The sequence below is a fragment of the Pedobacter sp. Bi27 genome (genome assembly GCF_918698255.1).
Classification (GTDB): domain Bacteria; phylum Bacteroidota; class Bacteroidia; order Sphingobacteriales; family Sphingobacteriaceae; genus Pedobacter.
In genome coordinates, this window is record NZ_CAKKMW010000003.1 from 294,734 (window position 1) to 318,012 (window position 23,279).

Consider the following 23,279-nt stretch of genomic DNA (forward strand, 5'->3'; position numbering starts at 1 on the left):
TAGAACATGAAAAATAAATTTTTATATATAGCGCTTGTTGTTTTGTTAATGGTCAGTTGTAAAAGGGATTCTGATCCTATTTTGGACGATCCTGATACCAGATTAACAGCAGAACTGGTTGCCAACCAAGCTAAATTAGTAGCTGCATCAAATGGATGGAAAGCCACCATTTACCCTTCGGGCGGAAAAGGTTTCTCTTTTTATTTTAAATTTTTGGCAGATGGAAAGGTAGATATGATGGGTGATGTGAACAACACATCATCTGGCGCAACACAAACAAGTACCTATAGGTTAAAAGCCTTGCAAAGGCCAACTTTAATTTTTGATACTTATAACTATATTCATTTAATAGCCGATCCTGATGCGAGTATTAGTGGCGGGGCAAATGCTAGCGGTTTAAAATCTGACTTTGAATTTGCTTTTGCTGGTATTGCTGGCGATACCTTAAAATTTGAAGGAACATTTTATGGAAATAAAATGTCGATGGTAACTTTATCTGCTGCCGAGAGCCAAAGTATTTTGGCGGGTGGTTTGAAAACCATGACCGATGCAAATACGGCATATGTTGCAGCTAATAAATATCCGTATTTACAATTTGCTGATGGAACAAAGGGGGCATTATCTATCGATCCAACTTCAAAAACCATGAAACTAACCTATTTAGATAGTAAAGGTATTGTGCAAACGAAAAATGTAACTTTTGCTTATGGCATCAATAAACTTTCGCTAAGTGCTTATTTAAATTACGGAGGTACTTATTTCAATGAACTACTATACGATTCGGCTAGTAAGGCTTATTATATTATGGTTGGTACTACCAGGATTAATGTGCAAAATTCTCCAGTTCCTATTATACCACTATCATTACAGTTTGGTTTCCCATCTGCTTTTGCGTATAGAAGTATTAATATTGGGACGAGTTTACCATTAGGTGTTACATCGGGATTTAATGTTGCATATCAGGCAAGTGTAACCAAGTTTGCAACTACACTTGTCCCATCCCGTACACTTGTAGCTGTCCGTTTTGCATTAACGAGTAATAATACCGCAACAGTGACTACCCAAAATAATAATGGTACAACTACTCTTACAGCGGTTGCTACATACAATTATGTTATGGAGAATGGAGTAATTACGTTGAGTAATCCAATTTATGATAGCAATTGGGTCGCAAGAACAACACAATTAATTGATATTCAGAATTATTTTCTAACTGGTCCATTTAAAATTGATTGGGTAACTAGCACCAACCCAAATGCACCTTTACTTGGCGGACTTTATAGGACTATTGACGCAGCATCATTTTTTTATGGTACGCTGTAACTAATATAAATTTTAATCTCTCTCTCCCGTAACCCTTGCCCTAAAAAGCAAGGGTTTTTTATGACATAATTTTTAAACCCCTCCAAACGTTTATGCTTATATTTGTAACTAATGAAGAAGAAAGCAATTTTTATCCTGTTTGTATTGGTATTTACATTCGCGGTAAGCCCAAATGTTAACGCACAATGTTCCATGTGTACCATTAATGCCGAGCAAGGTGTTAAAAACGGGAATACGCAAACAGCAGGGTTAAATACAGGTGTACTGTATCTTTTATCTCTTCCTTATTTAATGGCTGTTATTGTTGGTGTGGTATGGTATAAAAAATACCGCAAAAAGAATGTGCACCTTAATATGAAAAAGGAACCTTTTAATTTAAATTAAAAGTATGTCTGAGCAAACTACCTCAAAACTTTATGCCATTGTACACTGTAAGTGTCCGCATTGCCGTAGAGGAGATATTTTTACAGGCAGTATGTATGGCTGGAACATTCAGCATACCAAAGAAATCTGCGGGCATTGTGCACAACGCATAGAAATTGAACCTGGTTACTTTTATGCAGCCATGTATGTAAGTTATGCCATGAACGTAATCGAAATGCTTTTCGCCAGTTTCATCACCTATTTAATTTTTGGTCCGCTTACCGATGCAACTTTCTGGCCTTATCTAATTGTTATTTTTGCAGGTTGTTTTATTCTGTATCCATTTAACTATCGATATTCGAGAATTATACTGCTCCATGTTTTATCGCCGAACATTAAGTATAAGCCATATTACGATAAGTAGTAGTATTGGTTAGTCGTTTAAATCGTATAAACTGGTTAATTGTTAAATTCTGTGATTAAACAATTAACCGATTAACCAGTTAACCCAATACCCGTATGTTAAAAAAAGAAACCCTTAGTTTTATAAAAGACGTAGCGGAGAATAACAACCGCGAATGGTTTGCCGCCAACAAAGAAGTTTATGAAAATGCAAAGGCCGATGTACTCGAACTTGTGGCCAATATCATCCCGGAGCTGGCCAAAGTAGATCCAATGCTTCCGGCAGAGATGGATCCAAAAAAGTGCCTTTTACGCATTTATCGTGATGTGCGCTTCAGCAAGAATAAAGATCCTTATAAAAATAACTTTGGCATATGGTTCTCCACTAAAAAAGGAGGGAACGAACCCGGCTATTATCTGCATATTCAGCCAGGAAAAAGTTTTATTGCAGGTGGATACTGGATGCCAGATGCGGCACATTTAAAATTGATCAGGCAAGAGATTGATTATAATATAGGCGATTTTAAAGAAATTATTAACAATACAGCCTTCAAGAAAAACTTTAAACTGGGGGTTGATAATGCACTTAAAAATGCACCTAAGGGTTATGATCCTGCAGATCCAAATATCGAATTTTTGAAGTTAAAAAGCTTCGAGGCCACCACAAAAATCGGAGATGAAGAATTTTTAAAACCAAACCTCGTTAATAAGTTGATAAGTTCTTTTAAAACAGTACAACCATTAGTTGCATTTTTACGGAATGCCATTGAACAATAATCAACCGTTTAATTTTTAATGACCATAACCCAAAATAATCAATAACCAATAGTCAATGTTCAACCTATAAAAGGTCTTGATCCTTGATACTCAAATCTTGAAAATAAAATATGAAAAATACCTTTTTTGCATTTGCGCTGCTCTTGTTTATCTCTTCAATTAGCTCTTGCGTTGTTCTTTCGCCTAAAAAGTACAAAGCCTTATTGGGTACCAAAGATTCGCTATATACTGCTTTTAACGAAGGTTTAATTAAAATCGAAAATTTAGAAAAAGAAGTAGGTAAGCTTAAAAAGGATACTACCTTAATGGCTGAAGAACTTCGCGATCTGCAGAACAATTACAATGAAATGGATGCGAGCTATAAAAAGCTTAAAAATAATTCTTCATCAGAAATTACCAAACTATCCGGAGACTTAGCTGCCCGCGAAAAACGTTTAAAAGAAGTAGAAGAAGTTTTGCGTAAACGTGATGAGGCAACCAATGCATTGAAAGAAAAACTTCAACAGGCTTTATTGGGCTTTACCAAAAGTGGTTTAACCGTAGAGATTAAAAATGGTAAAGTTTATGTTTCGCTAACGGATAAACTATTGTTCCCTTCGGGAAGTATTATTATCGATGAAAAAGGAAAACAAGCACTGACTCAATTGGCCAACGTATTAAAACAACAACCGGAGATAAACATTGCAGTTGAAGGTCATACCGATAACCAGAAAATAAATAACCTGGGGCAGATTAAAGATAACTGGGATTTAAGTGTATTGAGGGCTACCTCCGTAGTACGTTATTTAACAGAGAATGAGAAGGTAGAAAGTGTAAGGATGACAGCTACAGGTAAGGGCGAGTTCCAACCGTTGGGTACCAACGCAAATGCAGATGGAAGAAGCAAAAACAGAAGGATAGAGATTGTACTTTCGCCTAAGCTGGATGAACTTTATAACTTGATTAAATAAATATTTTATGCTATCGGTTGGCATTTTACCGACCGAAATAAGCATACTCACTTTTCTTTAAATTAGGAAACGAATGGCTTGTGGTTCTTGGTAGCCTTTATCCTATCGGTTGGTGTCTCACCGACCGAAATAAAGACATTCTTATTAGGAAATGGTTGGCTTGTGGTTCTTGGAGGTTTCCAGTCCCGCCATTCGCTGTAGCTCCGATAAGAATCGGAGGCTGCCGCTGCTGTCGGGTTTAGGAACAGGGGTTTCTGCACCCAACAACCCCGAAAATGAAAAACTGTTTTTGCCATTTAGCCCCGGTCGCAGCGTTACCCTGCAGCAACGAGGAACGAGGAAGCGAAGCGTAAAAGCGTAAAACGGGAAGAAACTTAGTGTTTTATACAGGCCCTGCGCTCCATAAAAAAAGCGTGTAGACTTAGGAAATGACTGGCTTGTGGTTCTTGGAGGTTTCCAGTCCCGCCATTCGCTGTAGCTCCGATAAGAATCGGAGGCTGCCGCTGCTGTCGGGTTTAGGAACAGGGGTTTCTGCACCCAACAACCGCGAAAATGAAAAACTGTTTTTGCCATTTAGCCCCGGTTGCAGCGTTACCCTGCAGCAACGAGGCACGAGGAAGCGAAGCGTAAAAGCGTAAAACGGGAAGAAACTTAGTGTTTTATACAGGCCCTGCGCTCCATAAAAAAAAAGCATTTTAGACTTAAGAAATGAATGACCTGCGTTTGGGAAAAGCATTGCGATAATTGCAGGGCTTTTTATAGATTTTGATGCCTGCGGTAAGATTTTAAAATTTTAAAGGTATGCTCGAACTCGTAACTGCTTAGGTTAGAATAATCGGGCATGGAGATTTTATGTACCGTTAAAAAGTTTAACAGTTCTTTAATTACGTTTGATACTTCTTCTGATTCTTCGGTATGTTTTAGGGTATCGATCTTACTTAATAACAGGGCAATCTCGAACATCTTAAAATCATTCTTTCCCGTAATACCCAAGCCGATATTCGTTTCTATAAGCGCTTGTTCGTAATTATGTGTAGCATTGTAAAAGTTGGCTTTAAACACACTGAAACTGGCCAAAATAAAATTGGTATAATAGGTGTAATCGCTGCTGATGATTTTATCAACAAATTGCATAATGCGCTGCGCTTTTTTAAAATAGTTGAGCTTGATATAGGTTTGACCTAAGTGAAGCAGTAAAAAAGAAGAGAAAACGGAATGTCTTACATAAAAAATATTGGGGTACTTAGCCAAAATAGCCATAATAAAGCGGTGGCATTCTGCATAGCTTTTTTGAGAAAATAAGGTAATCAATACCAAGCGGTAAGAGAGTATTTCGGTAGAAGTGATTTCTTCGTTTTTCTGTGGTTTACTCTGGTCTATCTCCTGGCAAAGTTTTATTATTTTATCTTCCAGGGTTTTACTCTCGTTAGGTTTATTAACCAGGTTATTGTAGAAATAAAGAATTAAATCATAAGGATTAATTGGGAACAATTCATTTAATCTTTTGTAGTTCCGCTTTAGCAGCTGCATGGTATTGGCTAAAGCTACTTTGTCCACATCAATTAGATTAACGTTGCATTCTATTACATGCAGGATAATCTGAATGTCTTCATTGAGTACATTCTCTGAAATGGTTTTAATGGTTTCCTTATACAGGTTGCTCATGGTTCGCCCTGTAGCCATAATGTCGATAAAATCGACGCCAATGCTTAACTTATTGAAATTAGAATTGGGTTTGCCAAGTTCGTATTTAGACACATAACAGATAAAATCGAAGGCACTGTTTTTTTCAATGTTGGTAAATGGCAGCCTGAAAATGTTTTTTAAGGCTGCAATCTCATTTCTTGTGATGCAGAACCTAATTGCCCAGTTAAGTATATAGTCTCTGAGCGAGGTTTGGCCAGGGAAACTGTTTAATATATGCTCGAAAAATGATTTACAAGGCCTATATTCAAACTTATCGGTGATCTGTATAAATAGGAAATAGGTATAAATATCGTCGTTTAAAAAGCGGACAATTTCTGTAGGGATGGCAGTACTTAACCTTTTTTCTTCGATGATGATCCCGGTATGCAAAAGTTCTTCGTATGCATCGGGATAGCAATTGATATAACTCAGGATTTTTTCTTTAGAAACCCTTAATTTCTTATTTCCTTCTGAAATGCTATCGCTTATTTTTTTAAGGAGAAATACTTTTTCTGTGCTTTTTTTTGCCAGAAATACGCGTTTCTCTAAGAAGTAGTTAATTAATTCATAACGTAATAAAGGATTACTCAGCTCAAGATGGTGGTTCTCATCTTTGAGCTTGAAATAAACCTGTAACCAGAATGGGGTTTTGAACTGAGTTAATAGGGGCAGGCTTACATCTGCCCGGTTGATAATTTTGTTTTCTATATTGCTTAAGGTGTAGAGTACCTCATCAACATTTAACGATGGTACATTACTTAGGGTTTCCTCATCATAAAATAAGCCCGTATACCAGGCTTTAGTTAAAGATGCAGAACCGTAAATAGCGGGTTGAAGATTAATCCAACTATTCGTTCGCAGACCAAATGCGAGCTTAACAAAGTTGTTTTCTTCAATACTATATAAAAAGTCGATAAACGTTTTAAAATAATTACTTCTTGCTAAATGTTCATCAATACCATCAACAATAATAATGAAACGGCCTTCTCTCTTTTCGGGATTTTTTTTGAAAAAACTGATTAACTCGGTAAGACTCCCGAATTTAAATTCTTTTAAAAACCAGTCTTTTAAAGTGTCTCCATTTTGGATAATGGTATTAATGCTGCTAGAGTTAACCAATAAAACGATATCGTTTTTGTAGAGGGCGTTTTCTGATAAGAAAAAATACTCTACCATGTGTGCAAGGAGTATCGATTTTCCCTGACCGGGTTGAGCACTAATGGTTGTTAACTGGTAGTTGTTTTTTAAGAAATAATCAAAATCGGGGTAAAAAAAACTTCTGTTGGCGGTAGCATTAAATGGAACGCCCGAATTATTTTTATTTGCAATTAACGATATCTCTGTAATGGCATGTGCTTTTAGCTTTAAATCTTGCCAGATACTTTGAACGGAGGTAGTTTGGTTTTCCTTGTCTTTACAAAATGAGTCCCAATCGTTATAACCTATATATTGTGATAAGCTATTTAAAGTAAATAAAGAGAATTTATGTAGGGTGTTCGCAAAGCCAAAGAATCGCTTGATGGTTGTTTCACTTACGTAGTTTTTAGTTTCTTGAAATACATACTCTGAAATAATCTTACAATGAGCTGGGTCGATATTTCTCAAACCAGATTTTATAAGGACAAACTTCCTGAGTTCGATAAGGAGATCGTTAGCATTCATTAATTAACAGATGGGATGACTAGCGCTAATGTCATCATAATTTCACAATTGAAGAAATCTATTCACTAAGATTGCCCTGTATGAATAAAATGAATGAAATGGATTGCATAAAAATGAATAGCAATGGATAGGATAGGATGCTATTCTAGATTTAGATTTGTCATAATTATATAATGCACCAAAAAGCATTTACCAAACAAGCATTAGTACATAGTAAGTCTTCTAAAATAACGCCTGACATGATGAAAACTCATACTTACTCGTCCCGGATAGGGATAATTAGCAATACCTTAATTGCAATCATCATTCTATTAACGCTCTTCTCCACTAAATCGTATGCGCAAACTAAAATTTTTGCAAATACTGTCACTAAATCGGATCATGTTGATAATGCAACAAATGCAACAATAAACAACAATAACTTTGCTACTGTAAATTCATACGGTGGAATTGCTGTTGGTATAGGTTCGTATAGTGGCGAGTTGGAACTTAAATATCCGGCTTCGGTTGCTGCGGGAGTTACATCTTATCTCAGAATAGATTTTGACGGCGATATCCTGAATAGATTATTAGGTGGTAGTTTAGGTACCATACTTGCTAATGTAGGTGGAACGGTAGTTCTTGGAAACCATTCTTTCCAGGTTGGTGCCAGAAACGGTGCTTCAGCCGTACCGCCAACGGGTGGTAATAGTGTAGACGGATTTTCTTCAGATAATTTACGCTTAGTAAAAGATGCAAATGGTTTCTTTTACATAGCGATAACCCCTACACAGGCTTATGATAGGGTGTTTCTAAAAGACGTAACCAACGCACTTTTGCTTTCAGTTTCTAACAGTACGAAGGTTTATTATTCTTTTTATACTTCGGGTACTGATCCTTGTGCACAGGCATTTACTACAGGGTACGAAGGAACAGGTATTACGCTCGATGCCTTACAATTGGGTAGTTCGGGGGTAACCAATAGCGAAAGGGCGATTGATTCGGATCCAAATAATTTTTCTCAACTTAGTTTAGGTATACTTGGCGTGGGCTCATCCATTAGCCAAAATTTTTATTTTGCAACACCATCAAACCCTGGTGACGATATTAACCTGAGATTTAGTTCTACCCCTGCATTACTAACCGCAGGGCTTTTACAGAATATTTCAATAACAGCATATAATGGCGGTACTCAGGTATATACCGGATCAGTTCCAACTACTTTAAATTTAGATTTATTAGGATTATTAAATAGTGGGCAGCCGGTATCGATACCTTTTTCTCCAGGTGCAAATGTAGTATACGACAGGGTGAAGGTAACACTAGGTTCGGTAGTTACTGTAAACCTTACACAAACGCTTAATGTTTATGGTGTAATCCGCTCTGCGGGCAGGCCAACACCAGCAAGCACTGCAATTGCGGCATGTTATAATAGTACAGTTGCTTTAAATGCGACTACGCCAAATACCAACGAATTGCTATGGTATGAGGCTATAGAAGGTGGAGCACCAGTAAGCACCGTTGCTTTTAATGGTACTTTTACTACACCTCCATTAACCGCTACTAAAACTTATTATGTTGCTGCCAGAAGATTAGGTTGTACGGCCGAATCGACAAGGATTCCTGTTGTAATTACAGTAAATCCGCAAATCATTTTTAATGGGGCAACATTAGCCAACGCAACACCAGGCTTTGCTTATGCTAAACAATTAGATGCAGCTACTGGCGGTACAGCGGGTTATACTTATGCTTTAGCAGCAGGAAGTACATTGCCGGCTGGTTTAACTTTATCATCAACCGGTGCAATTACCGGAACACCAACCGTAGCCAATGCTTACACTTTTTCAGTTGTTGCAACTGACAGTAAAGGCTGTAAAGCAACAGCAGCTTATAATTTAACTGTTACGGCAGCATTGGTACTTACTCCAGGCGCATTGCCTGATGGTTTAACAGGAACGGTTTATCCAACGCAGACTATTCCAGCTGCAACCGGTGGAACAGGGCCGTATACCTATACTGCAACCGGTGTACCTCCAGGTTTAACTTTTAATCCAGCAACAAGAGAAATTACCGGAACACCAACTCAACCTGGAATATATACGATACCAGTTACAGTTGTTGATGCGAACGGTAATACCATTACTTCAAATTATACTGTAAAAATTACTGATCCATTGTTATTACCTACAGCCACCTTAGCTAACGGTACAACTGGTACAGTTTATACTACGCAGATTATTCCAGCTGCAACTGGTGGAACAACGCCTTACACTTATTCGGCAACAGGACTTCCTCCGGGCTTAACTTTTAATCCGTCAACCAGAGCCATTACTGGAACACCAACAACACCAGGAACTTATACCGTACCAGTTACGGTAACCGATGCTGATGGAAAAACGGCAACTACAAATTATAGCATTACTGTAAATAGTCCATTGGCATTGCCAGCGGCAACCTTACCAGATGGAACAGAAAATGTAGCTTATGCTACCCAGGTTCTGCCAGCTGCAACAGGTGGTGTTGGTCCTTATACTTATGTAGCAAGCAACCTTCCAGCCGGATTAACTTTTAATCCAGCAACAAGAGAAGTTTCAGGAACACCTACACAGGCTGGAAATTACTCGATCAGTGTTACCGCTACAGATAGTGAAGGTAGAACCGCAAGTAATACTTATGCACTTAAAGTAATTGGTGTTTTATCATTACCAGGTGCAACTTTACCAAACGGTATTGTGGGTACATCTTATCCAACACAAACCTTACCAGCAGTAACAGGCGGAACAGCTCCATATACTTATGTAGCTACAAACCTTCCTCCGGGATTATCGTTCAACCCAACTACAAGAGAAATCACCGGAACACCAACACAAGGTGGTACCTATAATGTTTCTGTAACCGCTACAGATGCCAACAATAATAAAGCAACTACCACTTACGCAATAACTGTAACGGTTAATGCTCCGGTTGTGGCTTCTGCTACAGTATGTACCGGAAGCACTGCTACTTTAACAGTAAGCAACCTTCAGGCTGGTGTAACTTATAACTGGTATGCATCAACAGGAAACACTCCATTGGTAACTGGTAATAATGGAACTTTTGTAACACCTGCAATAAGCTCAGCAACTGTGTTTTATGTGGAAGCCGTTTCTGGAACAGCAATCAGTTCGAGAACATCGGTTACAGTTTCAGTAAACCCACCTGCAACTTTAGCAACAGTTACTACCAATAATCAGGTAATCAACTCTGGACAGACCACAACATTAACTGCAACCGCTGATGCTGGAAACACTATTGCATGGTTTGATGCCGCAACAGCAGGAACACAGGTTGGAACCGGAACTTCGTTCACTACTCCAGCTTTAACAGCAACCAAAATTTATTACATTGAAACTACAAGCAGCAATGGCTGTAAAAGTGCAAGTCGCGTTCCGGTAACTGTAACTGTAATTAACGGCGGTGGTGCAACAGCTTGTAATGCAGCGAATAGTCAGAATACAGGTATTAATGGTATCTGTTTATTATGTGCTGTAAATGGCGCAGGTAACTCAACTGATGCGAATGCCAACAACTTCACCAGGATTTCTCTTGCTGTAGGTGTTGCTGCAACTGGTTACCAACAATTAATTTTCCCATCAACAGGTGTTGCTACAGATAGTATCCGTTTAGATTTAGCTTTACCAACTGGTTTAGCTGATGTTGGCCTTTTAAACAATGTAACCGTTACCGTATTAAATGGTACTACAGTTGTAAGAACGGTACAGTTAAACGGTGGATTATTAAATCTTCAACTTTTATCCGGAAATCGTTTCGCTGCAACTGTTTTAGCAGGTGGCGCATACGATAGGGTACAGGTGAGTTTTGGTGCATTAGTTTCGGCTTTAACCAGCTTAGATATTTATGGTGCAACAGTAGTTTATCCCAACCCAACATTTATAGCAGGTGCACAATCTATCTGTTCAGGTAGTACTGCAACATTAAGTGCAACTGCAAATGGTGGCACTACATTAGCGTGGTTCGACGCACCAACAGGCGGAAACCAAGTAGGTACGGGTGCAAACTTTACAACTCCTGCCTTAACTGCAACAACTACTTATTATGTTCAGGTAAGCAAAGGAACCTGTTCAAATACAACAAGAGTTCCGGTGGTTATTACCGTTAACCCAGCAATTGTATTTGCAGGCACAACTTTAACCAATGCAACCATTGCATCTCCTTACAGTAAACAACTTCCGGTTGCTACTGGCGGTACACCTGGTTATACTTATACGTTAGCTGCAGGTAGTACTTTGCCAGCTGGTTTAACTTTATCACCAAGTGGTGTAGTAAGTGGAACACCAACAGCAGCAGGTAATCCAACATTCGATGTTGTAGCGACTGATACTAAAGGTTGTAGCACAACTTCAACCTTTACTTTAACCGTAACACCAGCATTGGCTTTGGTTCCTGGAGCATTGCCTAACGGCGTAACCGGTACAGCCTATACTACAAACGGAATTCCGGCTGCAACAGGTGGAACCGGACCATATACTTATTCGGCAACTGGTGTTCCTCCGGGATTAACCTTTAATCCGGCAACAAGAGAAATTACAGGTACACCAACTCAAATTGGAACCTTTACCATTCCGGTTACAGTAACAGATGCTAATGGCAATACCATTACTGCTAACTATACAATTAAAGTAACTGATCCATTGGTTTTACCGGCAGCGACTTTAGCTAACGGAACAACAGGAACAGTTTATCCGACACAAACTATTCCATCTGCAACAGGCGGATCAACACCTTATACTTATGCGGCAACTGGTCTTCCTCCGGGATTAACCTTTGATCCGGCTACAAGGGAAATTACAGGAACACCTACACAATCTGGAACTTTCACAGTACCGGTAACGGTTACTGATGCTGATGGAAAAACAGTAACCAATAACTATACAATCGTAGTGGTTGATCCTTTATTGTTACCAGCAGCAACCTTGCCTGATGGAACAGAAGGAACAGTTTATGCTACACAAACCTTACCATCGGCAACTGGTGGTGTTGGCCCATATACTTATGTAGCAAGCAACCTTCCAGCCGGATTAACTTTTAATCCAGCAACAAGAGAAGTTTCAGGAACACCTACACAGGCCGGAAATTATTCGATCGGTGTAACTGCTACAGATAGTGAAGGCAGAACCGCAAGCAATACTTATGCACTTAAAGTAATAGGGGTATTATCATTACCAGGTGCAACTTTACCAAACGGTATTGTAGGCACAGCTTACCCAACACAAACCTTACCTGCAGTAACAGGTGGAACAGCTCCGTATACTTATTTAGCAACAAACCTTCCTCCGGGATTAAGTTTTAATACTGCAACAAGAGAAATTACAGGAACACCAACTTTAGGCGGAACCTTTACGATTTCTTTAACTGCAACAGATGCAAACGGAAACAAAGCAACAACAGCTTATAGCTTAACCGTAACGGTTAATGCGCCTGTGGTTGCTGCAGCAACTGTTTGTTCTGGAAGCCCAGCTACATTAAGTGTTAGCAATTTGCAAGCTGGCGTAACTTATAACTGGTATGCTTCTACCGGAAGCACCCCATTGGTTACCAACAACACAGGTGTTTTTGTAACACCAGCAGTAACCGCTCCAACAGTTTTTTATGTAGAGGCGGTATCTGGAACTGCAGTAAGTTCGAGAACTGCTGTTAATGTTTCAGTTAACCCACCAGCAACTGCTGCAACAGTAACCACTAACAATCAGGTAATCAATGCTGGCCAGTCTACTACATTGTTAGCAACGGCTGATGCAGGCAATACCATTCAATGGTACGATGCTGCAACGGGTGGAACACAGGTAGGAACAGGTACTTCATTTGTTACTCCGGTATTATCGGCAACTACAACTTATTATGTAGAAACAACAAATGCCAGTGGTTGTAAAAGTGCAACCCGGGTTCCGGTAACTGTTACCGTATTAAACAATGGTGGTGGTACTGCTTGTAACGCTGCCAATGCGCAAAACACAGGTATAAACGGAATTTGTTTATTGTGTGGAATAAGCGGCGCTGGAAATTCTACTGATGCTGATCCTTCAAACTTTACCAGAATATCACTTTCTGTAGGTGTTGGTGCATCAGGTTATCAACAATTAATTTTCCCAACAGTTGGAACAGCTACTGATAGTCTTCGTTTAGATTTAGCTTTACCGACCGGTTTAGCCGATGTTGGTTTATTAAACAATGTAACCGTTACCGTATTAAATGGTACTACAGTTGTAAAAACAGTACAATTAAACGGCGGATTATTAAATCTCCAGCTGTTATCAGGTAACCGCTTCGCTGCAACTATATTAGCAGGTGGTGCTTACGATAGGGTACAGGTTAGCTTCGGTGCATTAGTTACAGCTTTAACCAGTTTAGATGTTTATGGTGCAACGGTAATTTATCCTAACCCAACGGTAACAGCGGGTGCACAAACCATTTGCGCAGGAAGTACAGCAACATTAACTGCAACTGCAAACGGTGGTACAACATTGGCCTGGTACGATGCAGCAACTGCTGGCACACAATTGGCCACAGGTGAAACATTTACTACACCAGCTTTAACTGCTACCACTACTTATTATATTCAGGTAAGCAAAGGTGGTTGTCCGAACACAACAAGAGTTCCGGTAACTGTAACGGTTACACCTGCATTACCAACACCAGTATTGGCAACAATAGCTAATGTGTGTGAAGGATCATCAGCAACTTTATCGGTTGCCAATCCAGATGCTGCTGTAACTTATAAATGGTACGATGCTGCGGTAGGTGGAAACTTAGTATTCACTGGCGCGGTATTCCCAACACCGGCATTAGCAGCGGCAACTACTTATTATGTAGAAGCATCTCAAGGAAACTGTACAAGCACTACACGAGCTGCAGCAGCAGTATCAGTAAATCCTCGTCCGGCTTTACCAGTAGTAACTGCAAGTTCATCAACAGTTAGCGCAGGTCAGACTGCAATTTTAACAGCTAGTTCGGCAGATGCAACCAATACTTTTAACTGGTACACTTCGAACACTTCAACCACACCAGTTTATGTAGGTGCAACTTATGTTACACCGCCACTATTGGCAACGACAACTTATTATGTAGAATCGGTTTCTACAAATGGTTGTACATCAGCAAGCCGCGTTCAGATTACCGTTACAGTTGATGGTAATGGATCTCCAAATCCTGTTCCTTGCGAGGCGGCAACAACACAAGTTAACGGTGTTAACGGTGTAGCTTTATTATCCGGTGTATTTAACCCGGCATTGGCTATTGATAACGATACCCAAACTGCATCTTCATTGGTAATGCCAGTAGGAGCACTTGGTGCTTCAGTTTATCAAAGAGTTGGTTTTGGATCATTATCTAAAGTGGGCGATACGGTACGCGTGTTGGTATCATCTCCAGGAAAACTATTATCACTTTCGTTATTAGGAAACGCTGCAATTACTACTTATGTTGGAACCAACAGTAATGGTGATTCTAGATTGTTAAATGATAACTTAATCAATATTCAATTGTTAAGCGGTAATACCCAGGCCTTAATCACTTTTGTTCCAACGAATGTTTTCGACGGAGTAGAGGTTAGATTAAACTCAGGTTTATTGGGTGCTTTAACATCAATCAATTTAAATTACGCACAGCGCATTTTGGTTGCGCCTACCGTAGCATCAGCAAATGTTACTGCTTGTGTTGGCCAAACTGCGCAGCTTGAAGTAAGCAACCCATCGGCAAGTTTAACCTACAGGTGGTACGATGCTACAGGTACATACTTAACAGGTAAAGACGGTATCATATTTACTACCCCAGTTTTAACAGGCGATACTAAATTCTATGTTGCAGCAGTTTCTGCAACTGGTTGTGTAAGCTATAAAACAGTAATTAATGTAACTACAAACCCTGCACCGGTAACACCAGATCTACTTTCAGCATCTGTAAATACCTGTCCTAATACATCAGTTACTTTCCAGGTTAAAAACCCAATTGTAGGCACAACCTATAACTGGTATGATGCTGCAACAGGTGGAAACTTGGTATTCACAGGCGATAACTTTACAACACCTTTAATTACTGCAAATACGAGTTATTTTGTAGCAGCAGTAAATAGCTGTGGTAGCTCATCAGCAAGAACTGAGGCTAAAATTATAATGGGAACTATTGATGTTCCGGTAATTACACCACCATCAGTAACCATCAGCGAAGGTTCGGTTGCTGTATTAAAAGCAACTTCGAGTACAGCAGGTGCAACCATTAACTGGTACACTACGGCAAACGGAACAGTTCCGGTATTTACTGGCGAAACTTATGTAACACCACAGTTAAACGCAACCACCACCTACTACATAGAAGCCACTATCCCTGGTGGATGTACTGCAACAAGCAGGGCAACTGTAACGGTTACGGTAATTCCAAATGGTAATCCGGTAACTACACCTTGTGGAGCAGCTACAACAACAGTTGCAAGTGGTGTAACAGGAGTGGCATTATTGGCTGGAGTTTTCAACCCTACTTTTGCGGTTGATAACGATATCAACACGGGATCAAGCTTGGTTATACCAGTGGGATTACTTGGCGCATCTGTTTATCACCATGTTGGCTTTACAGGATTATCAAACGTAGGCGATACTTTAAGGGTGAAAATTACCACTCCAGGTACGTTGCTTTCGGTTGGAGTGTTAAATAATTTAACGGTAACCACTTTCCAGGGTACAACCAGCAATAACGATGCAGTTTCTATATCTAACCCATTAATTAGCTTAAAACTATTAACCGGCGGAACATCAGCCATATTAACTTTCGTACCAACCAGTAAATTTGATGGGGCAGAATTGAGATTAAGCTCAGGTCTTCTTGGGGCATTAACATCTGTTAATTTAGATTATGCCCAAAGGGTAATCACTACGCCAACAGTTACCGCAGCTACAGCAAGCGCTTGTCAAGGATCATCTGCAACCATAGGTGTTCAGAACCCACAAGCTGGTGTAGTGTACAAATGGTACTTAGGAACCACCTATCAAGCAGGAAAAGATGGAGCAACTTTCACAACAGATCCAGCTTTAACTGCTGGAACTTATACTTATTCGGTAACAGCTACGGCTAACGGTTGTGAGACTGTAGGAACCAAAGTAACGGTAACTATTTTACCTCCGGCAGTAGCACCGATTCCATCAACTACCAACCCAGCTACAACTTGTATCGGCTCACCTGCTACCTTAAGTGTACAGGCAGTGGCAGGTATTACTTATAACTGGTACGACGCTGCTTCAGGCGGCAACATGTTGGTAACTAACAACAGTAGCTTTACTACGCCTGCATCGCTTGCAGTAGGGCCACATGATTATTATGTGGAAGCCTTAAGTGGAGCAGGTTGTTCAAACTCAACACGTACTAAGGTTTCCATCACTGTGAATCCATCAGCTGTTGCTGCCGATTTAACAGTAACCGGAACAACATCATTATGTGCTTCTGGTACAGCAGTGCTTACTGCAGCCAGTACAACAGTAACAAGTGCGGTATTTACCTGGTACGCTGATGCTGCTTTAACACAGGTTGCGTTTGTTGGTGCAGTATTTAATACACCAGCCATTACCGTAACTACCAAATACTATGTTACCGTTAGCGGAACAAATAAATGTGCAAACACAGCAGGTAATGCAAAAGAGGTTACTGTAACGGTAAATCCTGTTGCTACCTCAGCTGATATTAACTTAGCTGGAACAAGTACCGTTTGCGGTGGCTCTTCAGTTACTTTAAATGCAACAAGTACAACCGTAACCAACCCAGTATTTACCTGGTACAGTGATGCGGCTTCAACTACAGTAGCATTTACTGGTGCTAACTTCGTTACGCCGGTACTTACTGCAACCACCACTTATTATGTAACGGTTAAAGGCGATAATAAATGTGAGAATACAGCAGCTACTGCAAAATCGATTACCATTACGGTTAATCCTGCAGCTACTGATGCAGACCTCGCCATTAATGGAATTGCATCAATCTGTAAAGGATCTACTGCTGCACTGTCTGCTTCAACAACAACAGTAATCAATCCTGTATTTACCTGGTACAGCGATGCTACTTTAAATACAGTGGCTCATGTAGGTGCCAGCTTTAGTACACCTGCACTTACTGCAACCACTACTTATTATGTAACCGTAAAAGGTGACAATAAGTGTGAGAATTTAGCTGCAAATGCTAAGGTTGTTACCGTAACAGTTAAAGAGTTTGCAACTTCTGCAGATATTGCGGTAAGCAATGCTCAAATCTGTTCAGGTTCTACCGTAATGTTAATGGCTTCGAGTACTACGGTTACCCAACCGGTATTTACCTGGTATAGTGATGCATCATTAACAAGTGTTGTATTTACAGGCCCAACTTTCACAGTAACTGGTTTAACTGCCACTACTACTTATTATGTAACTGTTAAAGGTGCCAATAAATGTGAAAACAGTGCTGCAGATGCCAAAGCGGTAACAATAACTGTTAATCCTTTGGCAACTACTACCGATATTATTCTTAGCGGAAGCACAGTGGCTTGCGCAGGATCATCGGCCGTATTAACTGCAACATCTCCAACAGTAACCAATCCAGTATTTACCTGGTATAGTGATGCGGCATTAACCAATGTAAGTTTCATTGGCGCAACATATACTACACCGGCCTTAACCAGCACCGCTACTTATTATGTAACTGTAAAAGGGGATAATAAATGTGAGAATGCCCCTGGTACTGCCAGAGTAATTACCATAACTGTTAGTCCGGTTTCTACCGCTGCCGATATAACTGCTACTGATGCAACAATCTGCTCAGGTTCTGGTACTACCTTGGTAGCAAGTACAACAACCGTTACCAACCCAACATTTACATGGTACAACGACGCTGCTCTAACTTCGGTAGCTTACGTAGGCACATCATTCGTTACCCCTGTATTAACGGCAACAACTAAATACTATGTTACGGTTAAGGGTGATAACAAATGTGAAAACTCAGGTATCACTGCAAAAGTAGTTACCGTTAATGTAAATGCAGGTGCAACAGCTGCCGATATTACCTTATCTACTCCAGCTAAAATATGTGGTTCTGGAACAGCAGTAATTAATGCAAGTTCAACAACAGTAACCAATCCGGTATTTACCTGGTACAACGATGCTTCGTTAACCAGTATGGCCTTTACAGGACCAATATTTACCACACCGGTATTAACAGCTACTAAAACTTATTATGTAACTGTTAAGGGAACCAATAAATGTGAAAACACTGCGGCTAACGCAAAAACAGTAATTGTTACTGTTAATCCAGTTGCTGTGGCAACAGATATTACAGTAAACGGATCAACTTCAGTTTGTGCAAGCACAGCCGCAACATTAGCAGCAACAAGCACAACAGTAACAAACCCAATATTTACCTGGTATAGTGATGCGACTTTAAATACCGTAGTATTTACTGGTTCAGTGTTTACTACACCGGTATTAACTGCAAGTGCAACTTATTATGTAACGGTTAAAGGCGATAATAAATGTGAAAATACTGCAGCAACAGCAAGGGCAGTAGCCATTACCGTAAATGCATTACCAAACAATCCAGTGGTATCTGGTCCAAATGGTGGTGTTTGTGCAGGCGATGGAGCTACCCTGACAGTAACGAATGCACAGGCAGGTGTTACTTACGAATGGTACACTGCAGCGGTTGGTGGTAATTTATTATTCACTGGTACAACATTCAATGTAGCAGCCTTAGCTGCAACAACAGATTACTATATTTTAGCAATCGGAACTGGAGGTTGTAACAACAATGGTGGCCGTGTTAAAGTAACGGTTACTGTTAACGCAAAACCAACAGTGCCAACAGTAGCTTCAACATCGGTTAATGTTTGTGCCGGAAGCCCAGCTGTATTAACGGTAACAAGTCCTCAAACAGGTGTAACATACAATTGGTACACTGCAGCTGTGGGCGGAACATTGGCTGGAACAGGAGCAAACTTTACCACTCCTGCGGTTAATGCAAACATCACATACTATGTTGAAGGTGCAAATGGAACTTGTATCTCATCATCTAGAACACCGGTAAATATAATTGCACTACCAGTACCAGTTGCACCAGCATCGGTAACGGCAGCAAATGGAACACTTTGCGCAGGAAGCTCAACCATATTAACGGTTAATAATCCGGGAACAGGATTAGTTTACAGATGGTATGCTGCAAGCTCTGGCGGCCCTGTACTGGCAGAAGGTATAACCTTTACTACACCAAACTTAACTGCTACCACAATTTACTACGTAGAGGCAATAGCTGTGGGTGGTTGTGCTAGTCCAACAAGAACAGGCGTTACGGTTAATGTACTGCCGGTATTAGAAAAACCAGTAGTAGTGGTGCAAAGCACAACACCAAACAGTGTAACCTTTGCATGGGCTGCGGTTGCTGGCGCTACGGCTTACGAAGTTTCTCAAGATAATGGCTTAACATGGGTAAACCCAACAAGCGGATCAACCGGAACAACTTATTTAGTAGCAGGCTTGAAACCAGATCAAAGTGTAACCATTATTGTACGGGCAAGAGGCCAGATTGAGTGCCAAACCAGTGCGAATTCTACTCCGGTAACTGGTAAAGCAGCTAATCCTTTTGGAGATCAGGTTTACATACCAAATGCATTTACACCAAATAACGACGGTAAAAACGATACCTTCTTAATCTATGGTAATACCATATCAAGCGCCAAGATGAGTATTTTCACACAATGGGGTCAATTGATATTCCAGTCAGATAATGTAGCAAATGGATGGGATGGAACTTTCAAAGGAGTAAATCAACCGATCGGAGTTTATGTGTACATGGTTGATATTACATTCACCAATGGAACAACATCATTAAGAAAAGGTACAGTAACGCTGATTAGATAAGAAGAGGATTAATAATAAACAGATAAAATCAAAGACCATGAAAATACTATCGGCTTTAAAAATATATGTTGCAGTGCTAGGATTGCTGCTGTGTACAGCTAAGTCCTTTGCACAAACTGATCCGCATTTTTCACAATATTATGCAAACCCGTTATATCTTAACCCGGCCTTAACCGGGGTAATAGACGGCGATTACCGTGCGACTGTAAATTTTAAACAACAATGGAGTGCATTAAACAGTTCTTTCTTAACAGGCGGTGCATCGTTCGATATGGCGCCAAAAAAGAACTTCGCATTTGGTGCAACCATTTTAAACCAAAGGGCAGGGGAGTTAGATTTTAACTACTTATCTGCGTTGGTATCAGGCTCTTACCGTTTAAGGTTTGGTGCCGAAGGTTTACAGATGGTGAGTTTTGGATTACAAGCTGGTGTAATTAACCGCAGTTTCGATTTCTCTCAGGCCAGGTTTGGTAACCAGTTTAATCCAATTTCAGGTTATGATGGTGGTATGATGAGCGGCGAAACACTTTCATCTCAATCTTCTTTGGTTCCTGATGTAAATGCAGGTATCATGTATTTTGATGGTAACCCCAACAAAAGTGTAAACGTTTTCTTAGGCGCAAGTGCAGCACACTTAACCCGCCCTATGGATCGTTTCTCTGGCTCAAATTCACGTATCCCTGTTCGTTTTACCGCACATGGAGGTGCGCGGATCAAGGCTTCAGAGTTATTGGATATTGTACCTAATGCATTGTTTATGTATCAGGGTAATACAAACGAGGTATCTTTAGGTGCTTATGCTCAGCTTAATGTTAATCCATCAGCAAACATTTTGTTTGGTGGTAACTACCGCAATAAAGATGCTGCAATTGCCTTTGTTGGCCTACAGTTAAAGAATATGGTTTTCGGCTTAAGTTATGATATTAATACCTCTACTTTCAACCGTGCTTCTAACAGTAACGGTGGTTTAGAGCTTTCGATATCCTTAATTGGCCGTAACGGCCTTATTGGTCCAAACTTCTTTTGTCCACGTTTATAATTAATCAAATGAAAAAAATATTACTCTTTTTGTTAGTGGCATTTGGCGGTTTTGCAAACGCACAGTATGTGGTGAATTATAAAAAGGTTGCAGATACTTATTTCGAAAATAAGGATTACTACGCAGCATCTACTTTTTATAAAAAAGCCTTAAAAATTACTGGAGACAGTACCCAGGCCATTTTACCTTACGGTATGGAAAGGAAATCAGCGACTGATGATAAAGTGATAGACGATTATGAAGGATCGATTTATAACCTTGCAGAATCTAGTAGGTTGTATAGGGAATTTAACGAGGCTGAAAAATATTACGCCATAGCGATCACCTTTACCAATACACGTTTTAGAAAGGCGCTATTTTATTATGCAGAAAGCTTAAGGGCAAATAAAAAATTTAACCTGGCTATCGATGCTTTTCAACAGTTCATCCAAAAAAATCCTGGTGATGCTTTAGCTAAAGACGCCCAAAAGGAAATCGAATCGTGCAAATTTGCGATCGAAGAAATGCGTTTTCCACGCATGGTGCAAGTTAAAAAAGTACCTGGTAATGTAAATGGTTTAGGCTCTAATTATGCTCCTGTTAGAATCAACAACGAGTTATATTTTACTTCATCCCGTCCGGTTGCTGTAGGTAGTAAAAAAGACATGGTTAAAACAGGTGCTGGAGAAGTTCAGGTATCAACTAAAAGCAATCCATTCCTAAATAATATTTATACAGCTAAGGGCGAATTAACTTCGGCTGATATTGCGGTGAGAAAGATTGATATCAGTTTCCCTAAAAACATGGAAGTTGCTGCTGCTACTTTTACTCCTGACGGAAATACAGTGTACTTTACAGCCTGGAAGGATAAAGAAAAATATGCCATTTATTCTTCAAAAAAAACAGGTGATAAATGGGCAGACCCACTACCGGTTGGTTTACAGGTAAACAGTAAAGATTTTAATTCAACTCAACCGTTTGTAACCAGCGATGGTAAATTCCTGCTTTTCTCATCTGATAGAAGCGGTGGTTATGGTAAGTACGATCTTTGGTATTGTACCGTTCGCGAAGACGGATCTTTAGGTCAGGCCGTAAACTTTGGCCCAACCATTAATACAGAAGATGATGAACGGGCACCATACTACAACCCATTAACCAAAAAGTTATTGTTCAGTACCGATGGTAGAATAGGTTTTGGTGGTCTCGATTTCTTTGAATCAGAAGGTGATCTTGTAGATTGGACCAAGCCAAAAAATGCTGGTTACCCGTTTAACTCATCAAAAGATGATCTTTACTTCACTGCAACAGATGATAAGGGAACAAAAGGATATATCAGTTCTGATCGCGAGTCATCATGCTGTTTAGAGGTATTTGAAGTGAAAAAAGAATACCTCTCAATTGCAGGTATTTTAACTGACTGTAAAACTAAATTGCCATTAGCAGGGGCAAATGTAACGCTTACCAATGCAGAGGGTGCTCAGAAAATTACAACAGGCAATGATGGTGTATACAAATTTAAAGTAGATTCAAAAAGACCAATCAAATTGCTTTTTGCGAAAGATAATTACTTTGCGGTAACGAAAAACTATGCTTACGAAGAATTGGCAAAAGCAGATACCTTAATTTATAAAGATTACTGTTTAAGCCCTTTCAGAATAGGTATCCCAATGGCGTTGGATAATGTTTATTACGAATTTAACAGTGCCGAATTAACTGAACCTTCTAAAAAAGTGTTAGACTTCCTGATCCCGATTATGGAAGATAACCCTGAAATGGAAATCGAGTTGGGTTCTCATACGGACAATATTGGAACTGATGAGTACAACTTAGATCTATCGAACAGAAGAGCAAAATCTTGTACAGACTATTTAGAAAGTAAAGGAATTGCTGCTGCTAGAATGACTTCTAAAGGTTATGGAGAATCAATGCCGATTGCGCCAAACGAAATCGTAGTGAAACGCAAGAAAAAAGATAATCCCGAAGGAAGAGCAAAAAACAGAAGAACAGAATTTAAAGTAACCAAAAAATAAAATTCAATTAACATTCCGGTAAGCCATCTTCCTAAAGAAGATGGCTTTTTAGTTTATATGAAGTTGGTTGGGGATTTGTAATCTAGATCTATGTGCCCCTGAATTTTTAATGCACTATTAAAGGATTGTGCGTATGGAACTGCAAACTGAAACTGTCAATTGATAACTTTTT

At 39.7% G+C, this 23,279-nt stretch carries 10 protein-coding genes; 8 read left to right on the plus strand and 2 right to left on the minus strand.

Annotated elements, in window-relative coordinates; genetic code table 11:
* The first annotated feature begins 6 nt into the window (after nucleotides 1-6).
* The 5 genes from LQ227_RS11415 (at nucleotide 7) to LQ227_RS11435 (ending at nucleotide 3,815) form a co-directional block, all read left to right on the plus strand.
* Nucleotides 7-1,323 carry a DUF4302 domain-containing protein gene (locus tag LQ227_RS11415; protein ID WP_230144479.1) on the plus strand — a complete coding sequence of 439 codons (1,317 nt, stop codon included), beginning with the start codon at nucleotides 7-9 and terminating at the stop codon, nucleotides 1,321-1,323.
* A 111-nt stretch (nucleotides 1,324-1,434) separates the two neighbouring features.
* Entirely contained in the window at nucleotides 1,435-1,707 is a 273-nt protein-coding gene (locus LQ227_RS11420) for a hypothetical protein (RefSeq protein WP_057931686.1), read from the plus strand.
* Nucleotides 1,708-1,711: 4 nt separating this feature from the next.
* Nucleotides 1,712-2,110, plus strand: a complete 399-nt coding sequence (locus LQ227_RS11425) for a DUF983 domain-containing protein (protein WP_230144480.1) — start codon at nucleotides 1,712-1,714, stop codon at nucleotides 2,108-2,110.
* A 95-nt stretch (nucleotides 2,111-2,205) separates the two neighbouring features.
* The gene (locus LQ227_RS11430) at nucleotides 2,206-2,865 is read left to right on the plus strand and encodes a DUF2461 domain-containing protein (protein ID WP_230144481.1); all 660 of its coding nucleotides are present in this window, start codon (nucleotides 2,206-2,208) and stop codon (nucleotides 2,863-2,865) included.
* A 110-nt stretch (nucleotides 2,866-2,975) separates the two neighbouring features.
* Nucleotides 2,976-3,815, plus strand: coding sequence for an OmpA family protein (locus tag LQ227_RS11435; protein WP_230144482.1), 840 nt, complete (start codon nucleotides 2,976-2,978; stop codon nucleotides 3,813-3,815).
* Between the two features lie 144 nt (nucleotides 3,816-3,959).
* Here LQ227_RS11435 and LQ227_RS11440 read toward each other — a convergent pair whose 3' ends face one another.
* Together LQ227_RS11440 and LQ227_RS11445 are read right to left on the minus strand one after the other, a co-directional pair.
* On the minus strand, nucleotides 3,960-4,388 hold the full coding sequence (locus LQ227_RS11440) for a hypothetical protein (RefSeq protein WP_230149412.1): 429 nt from the start codon (nucleotides 4,386-4,388) through the stop codon (nucleotides 3,960-3,962).
* 183 nt (nucleotides 4,389-4,571) lie between these two features.
* A complete protein-coding gene (locus LQ227_RS11445) occupies nucleotides 4,572-7,163 on the minus strand; it encodes a hypothetical protein (RefSeq protein WP_230149413.1) in 2,592 nt (863 codons plus the stop codon).
* A 239-nt stretch (nucleotides 7,164-7,402) separates the two neighbouring features.
* On the opposite strand from LQ227_RS11445, the gene LQ227_RS11450 reads away from it, so the two are divergent.
* From LQ227_RS11450 to LQ227_RS11460, 3 genes are read left to right on the plus strand one after another with little or no spacing between them, the layout of a single operon-like run.
* Nucleotides 7,403-20,059 carry a putative Ig domain-containing protein gene (locus tag LQ227_RS11450; RefSeq protein ID WP_230149414.1) on the plus strand — a complete coding sequence of 4,219 codons (12,657 nt, stop codon included), beginning with the start codon at nucleotides 7,403-7,405 and terminating at the stop codon, nucleotides 20,057-20,059.
* Nucleotides 20,060-20,096: 37 nt separating this feature from the next.
* Nucleotides 20,097-21,098, plus strand: a complete 1,002-nt coding sequence (locus tag LQ227_RS11455) for a PorP/SprF family type IX secretion system membrane protein (protein WP_057933132.1) — start codon at nucleotides 20,097-20,099, stop codon at nucleotides 21,096-21,098.
* A gap of 8 nt (nucleotides 21,099-21,106) precedes the next feature.
* On the plus strand, nucleotides 21,107-23,107 hold the full coding sequence (locus LQ227_RS11460; protein WP_230149416.1) for an OmpA family protein: 2,001 nt from the start codon (nucleotides 21,107-21,109) through the stop codon (nucleotides 23,105-23,107).
* Nucleotides 23,108-23,279: the final 172 nt, after the last annotated feature.